At 71.1% G+C, this 14,797-nt stretch carries 10 protein-coding genes; 4 read left to right on the forward strand and 6 right to left on the reverse strand.

What is annotated here, in order from left to right; genetic code table 11:
- Positions 1-32 precede the first annotated feature (32 nt).
- From ureG to HD557_RS08470, 3 genes are read left to right on the forward strand one after another with little or no spacing between them, the layout of a single operon-like run.
- Positions 33-731 carry an urease accessory protein UreG gene (gene ureG / locus HD557_RS08460; protein ID WP_307785739.1) on the forward strand — a complete coding sequence of 233 codons (699 nt, stop codon included), beginning with the start codon at positions 33-35 and terminating at the stop codon, positions 729-731.
- Positions 706-1,458 (forward strand): urease accessory protein UreD, encoded by a 753-nt coding sequence (locus HD557_RS08465; RefSeq protein ID WP_196873554.1) that lies wholly within the window; start codon positions 706-708, stop codon positions 1,456-1,458. Before ureG ends, HD557_RS08465 begins: the two co-directional genes overlap by 26 nt.
- A gap of 13 nt (positions 1,459-1,471) precedes the next feature.
- A complete protein-coding gene (locus HD557_RS08470; RefSeq protein WP_196873555.1) occupies positions 1,472-2,497 on the forward strand; it encodes an Atu2307/SP_0267 family LLM class monooxygenase in 1,026 nt (341 codons plus the stop codon).
- Positions 2,498-2,510: 13 nt separating this feature from the next.
- Here the strand turns inward: HD557_RS08470 and HD557_RS08475 are convergent, their stop codons facing one another.
- From HD557_RS08475 to HD557_RS08495, 5 genes are all read right to left on the reverse strand, one after another.
- Positions 2,511-3,971, reverse strand: a complete 1,461-nt coding sequence (locus HD557_RS08475; RefSeq protein WP_196873556.1) for an NCS2 family permease — start codon at positions 3,969-3,971, stop codon at positions 2,511-2,513.
- A 73-nt stretch (positions 3,972-4,044) separates the two neighbouring features.
- Positions 4,045-4,968 carry a GNAT family N-acetyltransferase gene (locus HD557_RS08480; RefSeq protein ID WP_196873557.1) on the reverse strand — a complete coding sequence of 308 codons (924 nt, stop codon included), beginning with the start codon at positions 4,966-4,968 and terminating at the stop codon, positions 4,045-4,047.
- 2 nt (positions 4,969-4,970) lie between these two features.
- On the reverse strand, positions 4,971-6,518 hold the full coding sequence (locus HD557_RS08485; protein ID WP_196873558.1) for an FAD-dependent monooxygenase: 1,548 nt from the start codon (positions 6,516-6,518) through the stop codon (positions 4,971-4,973).
- 43 nt (positions 6,519-6,561) lie between these two features.
- On the reverse strand, positions 6,562-8,427 hold the full coding sequence (locus HD557_RS08490; RefSeq protein ID WP_231380233.1) for a CocE/NonD family hydrolase: 1,866 nt from the start codon (positions 8,425-8,427) through the stop codon (positions 6,562-6,564).
- Between the two features lie 50 nt (positions 8,428-8,477).
- Positions 8,478-11,159, reverse strand: coding sequence for a helix-turn-helix transcriptional regulator (locus HD557_RS08495; RefSeq protein WP_307785566.1), 2,682 nt, complete (start codon positions 11,157-11,159; stop codon positions 8,478-8,480).
- A 106-nt stretch (positions 11,160-11,265) separates the two neighbouring features.
- Between HD557_RS08495 and HD557_RS08500 the strand changes: the two genes are divergently transcribed.
- Positions 11,266-12,273 (forward strand): GNAT family N-acetyltransferase, encoded by a 1,008-nt coding sequence (locus HD557_RS08500; protein WP_196873560.1) that lies wholly within the window; start codon positions 11,266-11,268, stop codon positions 12,271-12,273.
- Between the two features lie 51 nt (positions 12,274-12,324).
- On the opposite strand, the gene HD557_RS08505 is transcribed toward HD557_RS08500, so the two are convergent.
- Positions 12,325-14,772, reverse strand: coding sequence for a GH92 family glycosyl hydrolase (locus HD557_RS08505; protein WP_196873561.1), 2,448 nt, complete (start codon positions 14,770-14,772; stop codon positions 12,325-12,327).
- Positions 14,773-14,797: the final 25 nt, after the last annotated feature.

Below are 14,797 nucleotides of genomic sequence, written 5' to 3' on the forward strand. Positions count from 1 at the left end.
GGACGACGGACGGCAGGGGACTGCGCATCGGAGTGTGCGGCCCCGTGGGGACCGGCAAGAGCTCGCTGATCGCGCTGCTGTGCCGCGAGCTCTCCGCCGACCTGGAGATCGGCGTGGTCACCAACGACATCTACACCGACGAGGACGCCCGGTTCCTCCGCTCCGCGGGGGTGCTCGACCCGGCCCGCATCAAGGCGGTCGAGACCGGCGCCTGCCCGCACACCGCCATCCGCGACGACGTCACCGCCAACCTGATCGCCGTCGAGGAGCTCGAGGAGGAGTTCGCGCCGCTCGACGTGGTCCTGGTCGAGTCGGGCGGTGACAACCTCACCGCGACGTTCTCCCCGGCGCTGGTCGACACCCAGATCTTCCTCATCGACGTCGCCGGCGGAGGCGACGTCGCCCGCAAGGGCGGCCCCGGCATCGAGCGTGCCGACCTGCTGGTGGTCAACAAGACCGACCTGGCCCCGTACGTCGGTGTCGACCCGGACGCGATGGTCTCCGACGCGGGGTCGGTGCGCGAGGGCCGTCCGGTCATCGCGCTCTCCCGCACCGACCGGGCCTCCGTCGAGGCGCTGATCGGCTGGGTCAGGTCCGAGCTGGCCCGGCACCGGGGTGGGTCCCTCGTCCCCGCCGACCCCGGGCCGATGGCGCCGCACTTCCACGCGGACGGCACCAGCCACGCCCACGATCACGACGCCGAGCATGTCCACGACCATCAGCACGCCTGAGCTGGCCAGCGGCTCCCTGACCCGGGTGCGGGTCGGGGCGGTCGACGGCGGCCGGGTGCGGGTGCAGACCGACGTCGCCGGCCCGGCGACGGCTCCGGCGCTGCGCCCGATGCTGCTCGCCAGCGACGCCCGCTCCGCGCGGATCTCGCTGGTCCCCGACGGCGCGATGCTGCTGGCCGGCGACCACGTCACGATCGGCGTCGAGGTGGGGGAGGGTGCGAGCCTCACCCTGGTCGAGCCGGCCGGGACGGTGGCGTACGACATGGACGGCGGCCGGGCGTCCTGGTCGGTCCGGATCGCCCTGGCGGCGGGCGCGACCCTGGTCTGGGCCGGCGAGCCGTTCGTCGTCTCTGCCGGCGCCGACGTCACCCGTGACACCCGGGTCACCCTTGCGCCCGGCGCCCGGCTCGCACTCCGCGAGACCCTGGTCCTCGGCCGGCACGGCGAACGCCCCGGCCGGGCGAGCACCACCTGGTCGGCGTACGGGCACGACGGCCGCCCCGTCCTGGTCGAGTCGCTCGACCTGGACGCGAGCTCGCTCGCCCCCGGCCTCCTCGGCCCGCACCGAGTGCTCGGGTCGGTCACGGCGCTCGGACAGGAGATCGCATCCGACGCCTTCCCGGACGGCCGGCTCGACCTCGAGCACGGCGGGACGCTGTGGCGTCACCTGGCGAGCGAGGCCCACGAGATCCCGCGACAGCCCTGGGAATGCGCCACGACTGGTTGAGGTTTCAACGGGCGTGACTGACATCGAGTTCGGCCTGGACACCTTCGGCGGGGTCACCCGCGACGCCGAGGGCAAGCCGCAGCATCACGCGCAGGTGATCCGCAACATCGTCGAAGAGGGCGTGCTCGCCGACCAGGTCGGGCTCGACTTCTTCGGGGTCGGGGAGCACCACCGCCGTGACTTCGCCGTCTCCAGCCCGGAGATGGTGCTCGCCGCGGTCGCCTCGCGCACCGAGCGACTGCGTCTCGGCTCCGCGGTGACCGTGCTCAGCTCGGACGACCCGGTGCGGGTCTTCGAGCGGTTCGCGACCCTCGACGCGGTCTCGAACGGCCGCGCAGAGATCGTCGCCGGACGCGGCTCGTTCACCGAGTCGTTCCCGCTGTTCGGCTTCGACCTCGCCGACTACGAGGAGCTCTTCGAGGAGCGCCTCGAGCTGCTCGCCGCGCTGCTGAAGGAGGAGAAGGTCACCTGGGAGGGCCGCACCCGTGCGGCGCTCACCGACCAGGAGGTCTTCCCGCGCACCGAGAACGGGCTGACCGCCTGGGTCGGCGTCGGCGGCAGCCCGGAGTCGGTCGTACGCACCGCCCGCCACGGCTTCGGCCTCTTCCTGGCGATCATCGGTGGTCCGGCCGACCGGTTCGCGCCCTACATCGACCTCTTCGAGCGCGCCCAGGACGAGTTCGGCGTGCCGCGGAAGCGCGTCGCCGTCCACTCGCCCGGGTTCGTCGCCGAGACCGACGAGCAGGCCCGCGAGACGGTCTACGAGGGCTGGCTGGCGATGCGCACCCAGATCGGCCGCGAGCGCGGCTGGCCCGCGCCGAGGCCCGGCGACTTCGAGCGTGAGATCGAGGGCGGCTCCCTCTACGTCGGCTCGCCCGACACGGTCGCCCGGAAGCTGGCCGGCACCATCAAGGTGCTCGGCGTCGACCGGTTCGACCTGAAGTACGACCAGGGCCAGGTGCGCCACGAGGACCTGATGAGCTCGATCGAGCTCTACGGCACCCAGGTCGTGCCGCTCGTCAAGGACATGCTGGGCTGATCAGCCCGTTCGATCAGCCCAGCCAGCTCGAGATCGGGTGGATCGCGAAGTAGACGGCGAACATGACCGCGACCAGCCACATCAGCGGGTGTACGGTCCTCGCATTGCCGCGGACGACCTTGATGAGCACGTAAGCCAGGAAGCCGGCGCCGATCCCGACCGAGATCGAGTAGGTGAACGGCATCAGCGCGATCGTCAGGAACGCCGGGATGGCGATGTCCGGGTCGGCCCAGTTGATGTCCTTGACCTGCTGCATCATCAGGAAGCCGACCAGCACCAGGGCGGGCACCGCCGCCTCCGACGGGATCACGGTCACCAGCGGAGCCAGGAACGTGGTGAGCAGGAACAGCACGCCGGTCACGACCGCCGCCAGCCCGGTCCGCGCACCCTCGCCGACGCCCGAGGCGGACTCGACGTAGGAGGTGTTGGAGGAGACACCACCGGCACCACCGGCCGCGGCGGCCAGCGAGTCGACGACCAGGATCGAGCGCGTACGCGGCGGGGTGCCGTCTTCGCGCAGCAGCCCGGCCTCGGCGCCGATCGCGGTCATCGTGCCCATGGTGTCGAAGAAGTCGGCGAGCATGAGCGTGAAGATCAGCAGCACCGCGGTCACGATGCCGACGTTCTGGAACGAGCCGAGCAGGTTGAACTCGCCCAGCGTCGCGAACGAGGGCCAGTCGACGATCCTGTCCGGGAGTGCCGGTACGTTGAGCGCCCAGCCGGTCGGGTTCTCGGCGCCGCCGGCGCCGAGATCCGCGATCGCCTCGACGATGATCGCCAGCACCGTGGTCACCGCGATCGAGATCAGGATCGAGCCGCGCACCTTGCGCACCCACAGGGTGATGACCAGGACGAGGCCGATCACGAAGACCAGCACCGGCCAGCCCGCGAGCTGCCCGGTCGGGCCCAGCTGCACCGGCACGGTGGTGTTCGCGGCGTCGGGGATGCGGCGTACGAAACCGGCGTCGACGAAGCCGATCACCGCGATGAACAGGCCGATACCGACCGAGATCGCGGTCTTGAGCTCACGCGGCACGGCATGGAAGACGGCCTCCCGGAACCCGGTCAGCACCAGCACGAGGATCACCAGACCCTCGATCACCACCAGCCCCATCGCGTCGGCCCAGGTCATCTGCCCGGCGATCGAGAACGCCACGAACGCGTTGAGCCCGAGCCCGGTCGCCAGCGCCAGCGGATAGTTGGCGACGAGGCCCATCAGGATCGTCATCACGCCCGCCACCAGCGCGGTCCCGGCCGCGATCGCGGCCAGGTTGTCGCCGCTCGTGCCACCGAGGAGGTCGCCGTTCATGTCCTCCGCGAACCCGAGGATCAGCGGGTTGAGGGCGACGATGTAGGCCATCGTGAAGAAGGTGACCACGCCACCCCGCACCTCGCGCCCGACCGTCGAGCCGCGCGCGCTGATCTGGAAGAACTGGTCAAGAGCGTTGGTGCGTGACGGGGTCGAAGTGCTCACGCCCGCATCTTCGCAGATGGCGACGGTCGACCGAGGCAGTCCCCTCAGCGTGCCGAGACCCGCTCGTCGTACGTCACAGCGGGCGGTCGAACATCTTTCGGTTGGCGAAGTTCTTGAAGCCGGCCCTTTCGAAGGCCTTGACCATGGCGATGTTGTCGGCGTCGCAGTCGCCGCGGATCTCGGTGGCGCCGGCGGCGGTCAGCGCACAGGTGCCGCGCGCGACGACGCCGGTCGCGTAGCCCTGGCCACGGGCGACGGGCGCAACCGCGACGAGGCCGATGACGGCCGAGTTCGGAGCAAACGCGGGCATGCTGAGCGCGACGGGGACGTCCTCTCCGTCATAACCGATCTCGAACCAGCCTGGTTCGTGCTTCAGTTCCATCATCTCGGAGATCGCTCCCGCGGCGGCCCCGCGCGGTCCGTGCTCGGCGATCTCGGCCAAGAAGCTCGAGTCCTTGGTATCGGTGAATGTTTCGGTGAGCAGGTCGACGAAGGGATCCGTGCCCAACTCCGCCATCGACCGCCAGTGCAGCCGTTCGTCCTGCGCGGGCGTCGGGTCCCCGGCGGTCCATCCGAACCGGCAGCCATCGCGCATGACCGTGAACCCGGCGTCGGTCAGCACCTTCTCGCGCAGTGCCGGGTCCCGTTGGTACTGAGGAGCCTGCGCGGGCGAGTCCAGTACATGCCCCTGCGACCCGGCCCCGAGCGAGCGGGCCAACTCCGCGGCCTCGGCCAGCAGAGCGGCTCCGGTCTCGAGATCTCCGGGCTCCAGCAGCACGATGTCCTCCGGCACCGTCCGGCCTGGGATCGTCCACAGAACGACGTTCCCGGTCAGCCGGCCCTCCGCCTCGGCGACCAGACACCACTCCGGTCTGGTGCAGCCGTTGTCCAGCAGACTGGTCAGGTACGCCGAGGTCGCGTCGTTCCGTTCGTCGTCGTCCGGGTGAATCGTCAGAGCGGGCAGTTCATCGGGGCGTGCAACGCGGATTGTCGTCATGATCAGAATCCTTCGTCGGTGAGTGTGCGCGGGGTGGAGTACGACGACAACGCGGCTCGCAGGCCGTCCCGAGCGGTATCGGCGGGTTCGTCGATGGTGGCGGCCCAGGCGACGTGGCCGTCCGGTCGGATCAGGAGGGCGTCGGCCGGGCGGTCGTCCGTCTTGGCGGTGCGGACGTCGAGGTGGGGCTGCCAGTGTCGGGCAGCCTCGCGAAGGTCCGCGCGCTCGGCGAGGTCGAGCAGCACCGGGCGTGCGGTGTGCAGCAGCTCGGCGATGTTGGTGGCGCCGTCGTCGGTGTGCAGCATGAGGTCGGGCACGAACGTGCCGGTCAGAGGATGGCCGTTGGGATTGGGCAGCGGGTAGCGGATGTCGGCGCCGGCGATGAGGGCTCCCATGCGCCGCGCCGGCTGTTCATCGGTGAGAAGCTCCTGGAAGACGGCCCGCAGCGCTTCCGCGGCGGGGTCGTGCCCACGCCGCAGCGCCACCTGTGCCTGCGTGTGCAGCATGGTGCGGGCACCGGCGAGATGGCGTTCCTCGTGATAGGTGTCCAGCAGGTCGGCGGACGCCCTGCCCTGAACCTCGGCGGCCAGCTTCCAGGCGAGGTTGACCGCGTCGAGCATGCCGGCATTGATGGCGACGCCGGTGGCAGGGAACAGGTGGGCCGCATCACCGGCGAGCAGGATCCGACCGTCGCGGTAGCGTTCGGCCTGCCTGGCCTTGAAGGTGAAGCGCGAGAGCCGATGCGCCTGTGCCACCGTAAGGTCCGCGCCGAGCACGCGGCGGATGCTGTCCTGCATCTCGGTCACCGACAGCGGAACGTCATCGTCGTACTCGGTGGCCTCGTCCTCGATCGTGTAGACCGACAGCACCTCCGACGTGGGTGATGCCGCCATCCCGAACAGACCGCGGTCCGTTCTGGTGAAACCCCCGCGGATGGTTCCGAATCCGGGCAGCTCGAGGTCGCCGCCGTCGAGCCGGGTCACCGAGTCGGGCACGGTGATCTGGGCCAGCCGGTTGACCTCGGGATAGACGGTGCCGGGGAACGGGATTCCGGCCATGTCGCGAACCCGGCTGCGGGCGCCGTCACAGCCCACCAGATAGCTGCCGCTCACCCGGTAGGTGCCGTCGGGCCCGCTGACCTCCGCGGTCACCGCGTCGGCGTCCTGGCTCACCTCCAGCACCTGATGTCCGCGCCGGATGTCGACGCCCAGCTCGTCGGCCCGTTCGCCGAGGAGCCGCTCGAGCTTCTGCTGGGGCAGCGGCAGGGCGTGCATCGGGGACTCCGGCAGCTGGGTGAGGTCGACATGGACTCCGCCGAACGGGAACCGAGGAGGCGGAAGCGGGTCGGTGCAGGCCGCTTCGAACCGCTCCAGCAGGCCGCGGTAGCGCAACAGCTCCAGGATCTGTCCACCGAGACCGCCCGCCTTGGGGGTGTCCCGGGGCTTCGGCTGTCGTTCCAGCACCAGCGGCCGCACCCCGGCCAGGCGCAGCTCGGCCGCCAGCATCAGGCCGGTCGGGCCCGCGCCCACGATGATCACGTCGGCATTCATTCCATCACTTCCATTCCGGCCGGTTCCGGCCTCGTACGGTGGACTACTTCTTCGCGGGTGCGTTCTTCGTGGGCGCGGTGGTGACCAGTGGCAGCGACACCGACGTGCTGGACAGGTCGATGCTGACAGTGCTGCCGGTGCCTGACTCGGCATCGGTGACGTCGTCGTTGGTTCCGGTCAGGATCAGGCCCAGCCGGTGCCCTGCCTTGAACTCGTAGTCCTGGGGCAGCATCTTCCAGGTGATCTGGTAGGCCTTGCCCGGCGTCAGCGGCGTCGGGTCGCTCAGAGACGTCCGGTTCTGTGCGTCCATGAACCCCCGGGTGACGACCTGGAAGTCGGAGTCGATCGTGCGGTCGGCCATCCGCCGGTAGCAGCTGCTGTCCTCGGCCGTGCTCGCGCCGACACAGTCCTCGCCGTCGGCCCACTGGAGGCCCTGCCACTGGGGGTCGGCGCCGTTGATCCGTGTGTCCTGGCCGTAGTCGACGAGCAGGACGCCCAGGTTGGCGGTCGGCTCGTCCAGGGTGACCCGCAGGCTCACCGACGGCGTTCCGGACAGCCGCGTCGCGCGCTGCAGCGGTGAGGTGAGGTAGGCGAGCCGGTGGGGATCGATGCCGGAGGGATCGGCGGCCACGGCGGCCTCGGTCTGCAGGGTGTCGACGTAGCTGCCGGTGCCGGTCGACGGCGTCCGGCCCAGGGAACCGTCCCGTTGCGGTCGCAGGGTCACGGTCCGCGTCGGCGCCGGCCAGTCGGCCTGGGTGATCCAGCGGTCCGGGCCGAGCTGCACGTCGGCGCGAGGCCGGCGCAGGATGTCGTTGGGGACGCCCATCAGCTCGTGGTCGAACCACTGGTGCAGGGTCTCGACCCACGCGTCCCGGCGGGCCCAGAACGGGTCGAGGTGTCCGTACTGCGTGACCCACACCTTGCGCTGCACGGTGCGAGGCAGCTTGGTCCACCACGTGGAGAACTCGTCGGCCGGCACGTTTCGGTCCTGCATGCCGTACACGCCGAAGACGCTGGCGCGTACGTTGCGTACGTTCGACACCGGCCCGGTCCGGTAGTCGAGCTCGTGCCAGTAGGCGTTGTAGTTGCCGGTCGCGTCATCCGAGCCGGCCCTCATACGCTGGTGCGCCGCGGCGCACTTCTCGTCCGGGTCGACGTCGACCCACGTGGCCATGAACTCCTGCCCGCCAGTGACGTCGGTGAGGGTGCCGTTCGCTCGCCACATCTCGTACCAGCTGCTCGGGCCGGCGAGCGGCACGATCGTCTCCAGGCCCGGCACGCCGGTGCCGGCGACGCCGATGGCGAGCGATCCCTCGTAGGAGTGGCCGATCATCCCGGTGCGACCGGTGGTCCAGGTGGCCTCCACCGGCTTGCCGTCGTCGTCGTACGCGGTCGCCCGGCCGTTCAGCCAGTCGATGACGGCCTTGCCGCCGAGCACGTCGGACGGACCGCCGGAGGTCGGGCAACCGTCGGAGAGCCTGGTGCCGATCATGTCGACCGACACGTACGCGTACCCGCGGGGCACGAAGTAGTTGTCGTAGAACAGCGGGAACTTCGTGGGGTTCCCGTCCGCGTCATAGGTCTTGTGGTCCAGCTGGAAGCCGACACCCGGTTCGTCGTAGTACGGGCTCTCGTGCATGATCACCGGGACCTTCAGCCCGGAGCTCGTCTCCTTCGGCCGGATGATGTCCACCCGGACGAGGTCCTTCTCCCCGTCGCCGTCGCTGTCGACCGGCGACTGCACCCGAACGTGCTCGCGGATGGCGTCCTGATAGGAGAAGACGGGCTGGGTGGTCCCGCCGGAGACCTTGATCGTCGGCGTCGCGGAGGCGACGGGAGCGCCGCCGACCACGAGCGTGGTCGCGAGCGTGATGGTGGCGAGGATTGCCCTCGATCGCGATGTGGACATGACCACGAAGGTAGAAGCCGGTCCGGGGCGACCGAATCGGTCACGACGACTTAACTCGACTTCTGCACGACTGCAGCGAGCTCTCCGCGGGAGGCGACGCCCAGCTTGGGGTAGGCACGGTAGAGGTGGTGGCCGACCGTCCGTGGGCTGAGGAACATCTGGGCTGCGATGTCCCGGTTGGACAACCCCTGGGCCGCGAGCGTCACGACCTGCAGCTCCTGCGGCGTGAGCAGGGCCAGCACGCCCGGATCTCGCCGGGTCGTCGTGGCGGCACCGCCTGCGACCAGCTCGCTGTGGGCGCGGTCGGCCCACGGGCGGGCGCCGATGTCGTCGAAGGTCTCCAGCGCCGCGGCGAGCTGTTCGCGCGCCTCGGCCTTCCGGCGGGTGCGGCGGAGCCATTCCCCGTACAGCAGCCGGGTACGGGCGTGCTCGAATCCGCGGCTGTCGCGCTCGTGGATCGTCAGCGCGCGGTGGAAGGCGTCGTCGCCGGGGGTCAGGAGGGCACGGCAGCGGTGCACGACGGCCTCGATCGCCGGTTCGGGCGCTCGCCGGGCCAAGGGCTCGAACCGGGCCAGTGCCTCTGCGGCGAGGTCGTGGTCACCCAGCCGTACCGCCGCCTCCACGAGGTCGGGCAGGCTGCGTTCGACGGGCAGCAGATGCTGTGCGTTGTCGTGATAGAGGGTCATCAGCTGGTCGAGCGCCTCCTGCGCTCTGCCGTACCCCAGCTCCAGCATGCCCAGCGCCCACGTCGCCCGGTGCGCCCCTCCGGCATGCGCGAGTGCCTGGCTGGCGAGCCGACGGCAGTTGTCCTCGTCGCCCCGGATGGCCAGCAGGTAGGCCTGGGTGCCGGCGGCGACGCTGGCCCAGTGGTCCTGCCCGGTGGTCTCGGCGATGTCGAGCGCCTCGGCAGCGGTAGCCATCGCGTCGCGGTACCGACCGAGGAAGGTCTGGGCGGCCGTCGCGTAGTAGAGGGCGGAGGGCAGCACCCCCACCCGCCCCTGCGCGCGGGCCTCGGCGGAGACCAGCGTGGCCAGCTCCAGCGCCTGCTGGTCCAGGCCACCCATGAGCGCGACGCCGCTGGTGATGAGCAGGTCCCTGACCTCGTCGGCGCGGGACTCCGCGGCTCGGGCGATCACCTTGGGGAGGTCCGGCGGGCGCTCGGTGGCCCTGTCGAGCGTCAGTGCGGTCAGCCATCGCTGCAATGTCAGCACCGGCCAGGCGGGATCGTCCTCGGGCAGTCGGAGCCGGTCGAGCTGGGCGGAGTCGGCCGTGGCGAGCCTGCTGTCGTTGGCGAACCAGGTCGTCTGCAGGACCTCCACCATGACGGCGACCGCCTCGCGCGGATCGTCCTCGGCGCGCCGGGCGGCTTCGGCCAGCAGGAGTGCATGTGCCTCGTGCAGGTCGCCGCGGCTCACCGCCGCGGTGGCGAGCACCCGGACCAGCGTCAGACGGGTGCTCGGAAGCTGTACGCGGGGGAGTGCCCGTTCGGCCAGGGTCTGGGCTCGGGTGAGCTGACCGGCCTCCATCGCCGCCTCGGCCGCGCCGGCCAGCAGCAGCGTGCGCTGGTCGGCGTCCTCGGCCAGCTGCGAGGCGCGCTCGTAGGCGGCCGCCGCGGCGGCGTAGCCCTTGCGAGTCAGAGCGAGCGCCGCGGTTCGGGCCAGCTCCGCGGCGACGTGGGCGTCGGGACTCGTGGCCGCGGAGGCCAGGTGCCAGGCACGCCGATCCGGTTCCGCCACGGCCGTCGCGAGCGCCCGGTGTGCCCGTAGCCGCTGGTCGAGCGGTGCGCCCTGGTAGACGGCGGCGCGCACCAGCGGGTGGCGGAAGGTGAGATGCTGCCCGGTCACGTGGATGAGCCCTGCCTGCTCGGCCGGGGCCAGGTGCTCGACATCCGCACCGAGGTCCGCCGCGGCGCTGAGAACGACCGCGAGGTCGCCGGTGTCGTCCGCCGCGGCGACCAGCAGCAACGCCCTCGTCGGGCCGGACAGCCGGAGCGCCTGGGCGTGGAAGGCCAGCTGCAGACGGCTGGTGAGCGGCAGCACGCCGGTCGTGTCGGCTGTGCGCAATGCGGCCGGGAGCTCCATCAGTGCGAGCGGATTGCCGCCCGCCTCGGCCAGCACGCGCCCCCGCACCTCGGGCGCCAGATCGCCGTCGTGCTCGTCGACCAGAGCAGCCGCCGCCTCGACCGAGAGCCCGGTCAGGTGCAGGTCGGGCAGGCCGGGCGCGGGGAAGGGCACGTCACCGGTGCGGACACCGAACAGCATGACCACGTCCTCGGCCCCGAGCCGGCGAGCGGCGAACAGCAGCGCCTCGGCAGAGGGCCGGTCCAGCCACTGTGCGTCGTCGATGATGCAGAGCACCGGAGTCCGTTCGGCGATGCAGGACAGCAGGGTCAGGACGGCCAGGCCCACCAGCATCCGGTCGGCCGGTGGGCCCGCGGCCAGCCCGAACGCGCCTTCGAGCGCCTGCCGCTGGGGTTCGGGCAAGGCGGGCAGGTGCTCGGCCAGGACGGGGTGGAACAGCAGGTGGAGGCTGCTGAAGGGGAGCTCGGCCTCCGACTCGATCCCGAGTCCGCGCAGCACCGGCATGTCGCTGCGGGAGGCGATCTCGTCCAGCAGCGCGGTCTTGCCGATGCCCGGCTCGCCGCGGATCACGAGCGCGCCACTCACACCGTCGCGGGCGGAGTCCAGCAATCGGGTGACGGCCTCGATCTCGGACTCTCTCCCGTGCAGCACGGGCGCCAGGTTAGACCCAGACGACTGATAGCCGTGGCCGAATCGAGTCGGCAATCAGGTCGTCCTTCCTGATTCGCCCGGCACCATGCCGATCTAGCGTGATGCCATGTCGAGCATCGAAGGAACCACCGTGCCTCACCCCGTCCACATCCACGCGCTGTCCTGGATGTCCGCCGAGCAGGCACTGTCCTGGCACGCGGTCCTGGCCGCGTCGCTGGCGCACGATCTGCCCGGCCAACCGCCACCGACGCCGAAGCAGGTGCATGCCCAGCTCACCACGGCCGGGTTGGACAGTCGCCGGCTGTTCTGGTTGGCGACCGAGGCGGACGGCACGGTCGTGGGTGTCGCGGCCCTGCGGCTGTTCACCCGCCCCGGGCAGGAGCATCTGGCCGAGCTGGAGCTGCACGTGCACCCCGAGTGGCGCCGCCGAGGGGTCGGCTCGCAGTTGCTGGCGCAGGTGGTCTTCGCTGCCCGCGTGGAGGACCGGCGCAGCCTGATCACCAGCGTCGCCGACATCGAGCCGGGCACCGCCTTCTGCGCCGCGAGGAGCTTCCGCCGCGTCCTGACCCTGCGGCACCTGCTGCTGGACCTGTCCGAGGTGGACGACAGCGCGGCGGACGACAACCCGGCCGGCTACCGGCTCGAGTCCTGGGAAGGGACCGTGCCCGACGACCTGGCGGGCACGTTCGCCACCGCCAAGAACGCGATGAACGACATGCCCACCGGTGAGATGAGCTACGGCGAGCAGCGCTGGGACGCCGACCGGGTCCGCGCCATGGCCCGGGTGCTGGCTGATCGCGGCGACACCCTGCTCACGGTCGCCGCCCTCGACGGCGACGTCATGGCCGGGTTCACCGAGGTCGTCATCCGAGCGGGCGAGGAACAGCTGGCGCTGCAGTACGACACCGTGGTGGTGCCCGAGCACCGCGGGCACGGGCTGGGCCTGTGGTTGAAGGCCGCCATGGTCCGGCGGCTGCGCGAGGACCACCCCGGGATCGGCGCGATCGAGACCGACAACGCCGACGACAACACCCACATGCTCGCCGTCAACGAGAGGCTCGGCTTCCGTGAGCACCGCCGAGCTCACGAGTACGAGCTGGACGTGTCCGGCTGAGACGACGGGGAACGACGGGAGAACGACGGGAGAACGACGTCGCTGACCGGTCTATGCGCCGGTGGTGCGGTAGACCGGCAGGTCGGCCTCGGCGGTGCCCCAGGCCCGGTTGGGCTGGGCGCCGACGTCGATACGTACGGTGCCGCCGCGGTTCATCACCGACTCGGGAAGCCACGACCGGGTGCGTGGGGCGCCGTCGAGGGTGACCGACCGGACGTAGACGTTCTCCGCGCTCGCCTGCGGTGACTCGATGACGATGTCGACACCGTTGCCGCGGTGGATGGTGACCCGCTCGAAGACCGGGCTGGAGATCAGCATCTCGGCGCGGGCGGGGTCCTGCGGGTAGATGCCCATCGTCGAGAAGACGTACCAGGCCGACATGGTGCCGAGGTCGTCGTTGCCGGGCAGGCCACGCGGTCCGGTCCCATAGGCCAGCGATGCCATCGCGCGGACCGTCTCCTGGGTCTTCCAGGGAGCGCCGAGGGCGTTGTACATCCACGGCACGTGGATGCCGGGCTCGTTGGTCGGGTCGTAGCGCAGCGCGTCGCCGCCGGTGTACTGCCAGGAGCCGTCGGCCTTGTGGAAGAACGCGTCGAGTCGCTGGATCGCCCGCTCGCGTCCGCCGACGGCCTCGGCCAGGCGGGCGACGTCGTGCGGCACCATCCAGGTGTACGTCGCGCTGCTCCCTTGCGCGAAGCCGGTCTGTGTCGACGGGGTGAAGCCGGCGACCCAGCTCCCGTCGCCATTGCGGGCCTGCTGGTAGCCGACGGTCCTCGTGGCGGGATCGGCGGCGGGATCGGTGGCCGCGGGGTTGAAGGTGTGTCGCCACCAGCCGGCCCGTTCCATCAGCGCGTCGGTCTCGGCCGAGGAGGCGCCGAGGCGGCGGCCCCAGTCGGCGAGCGAGTAGTCGGCGACGGCGTCCTCGAGGGTCTCCGCGGCGCCACCCCAGCAGCGGCAGGTGTCCTGAGGCGCGTACCCCTTGGCGAGGTAGTCGGCCAGGTTCGGCCGCTGGCCGATGCACTGCCCGGGACAGCCATAGCTGGACAGGCCGTCGGGGTGCGGCACCGTCGCCTGGCGGACGAGCGACTCGTAGGCGCCGGCGACGTCGAAGTTGCGGACGCCCAGGGCGTAGAACCCGGCCAGGGTCGGGGCAGAGGGGTCGCCGGTCATCACGTGGGTCCAGCCGCTCAGGTGGACCCAGCGGTCCCAGACGCCGCCGTGCTGGCGGGAGTAGGCGTGCAGCGAGCGGGCGAGGTCGCCGGCCACGCGCGGCTCCAGGAGGGCCAGCAGCTGCGTGTGGGCGCGGTACTGGTCCCAGCCGGAGAAGTTGCCGTACTGCGCCTGCTGGCCGCGCTCGATCCGGTGCACCTCCTGGTCGCTGCCCCAGTAGGTGCCGGCCACGTCGGAGATCACGTTGGGCTGCAGGTAGGAGTGGTAGAGCCCGGTGTAGAACGCGGTCCGCTCCGCCGTGGTGCCGCCGGCGACCTCGATCGAGGAGAGCGCCCTGCGCCACTCCGCACGAGCGTCCGAGGCGACCGTCGAGACGGTGTCGCGCCGGCCGATCTCGGCGTCGAGGTTGGCCTCGGCCGCCGCCTGGCTGGTGTAGGAGATCCCGATCCGCATCCGCACGCTCCGGTCTCGGCTGGGGTCGAAGGAGACATAGCCGCCCGAGCCCTGTCCCTGCCGGGCCGCGCCGGTCTCGTAGCCCTCGCCTCCGCGCGCCTCGGTGCTGCCCGGCTGGAGCTCGCCGTTGACCCAGGTGCCGTGGCCGGTGAATGCGCGGTCGAACTGCGCGGTGAAGTAGAGGCGGTAGTAGGAGCGCTTGTTGCTCCCGCCGCCGTTGCCGCGCCGGCCGCAGAACGCGCCGGTGAGCACCGAGCCGCTCACCGTCCGCCTCGCCTCGTCGATCCGCGTCACCGCGGTCTCGCTGCCGTTGAGCGAGTTGGAGGTGCGGAAGAGGAGGTTCGCCGGCTTGTCGGCCGGGAAGGTCAGGTCGCTGACCGCCGCCCGGGTCGTCACCGCGGTGTCGACCTCGGCCCCGTTGGCCAGTCCCAGCCGGTAGTGCCCCGGCTCGGCCAGCTCGTCGGCGTGGCTGAAGCTCGAGGCGTACGTCGCATCCGTCACGTCTGCGGTCGGCGACCCGGTCATCTCACCGGTGTGCGGGAAGATCGGCACGTCGCCGGCCGCGCCCGGGTGACAGCCGGCGCCGTTGACGTGGGTCAGCGAGAAGCCACGCAGCCGGGTGGTGTCGTAGGAGTAGCCGTTCGACGCGGCGGTGTTGGTCTGGTCGCCTGCGGTCGAGGTCGGGCTGAAGGAGATCATCCCGAAGGGACGTACCGCTCCGGGGTAGGTGTTGCCGCCGTTCGACGATCCGATCAGCGGGTCGACGAGCGCCACCGGGTCACCGGTGGGCGGGGCGGCGGCCTGAGCCGCCGAGAGCGCGGTGAGTGCGCTGCCGAACAGCGCGAGGGACAGGGCACATGTCGCGAGAACCCGCATGGCGGAGAACGATTCCAGAGGAATG

It is taken from the genome of Nocardioides luteus (genome assembly GCF_015752315.1).
GTDB lineage: Bacteria > Actinomycetota > Actinomycetes > Propionibacteriales > Nocardioidaceae > Nocardioides.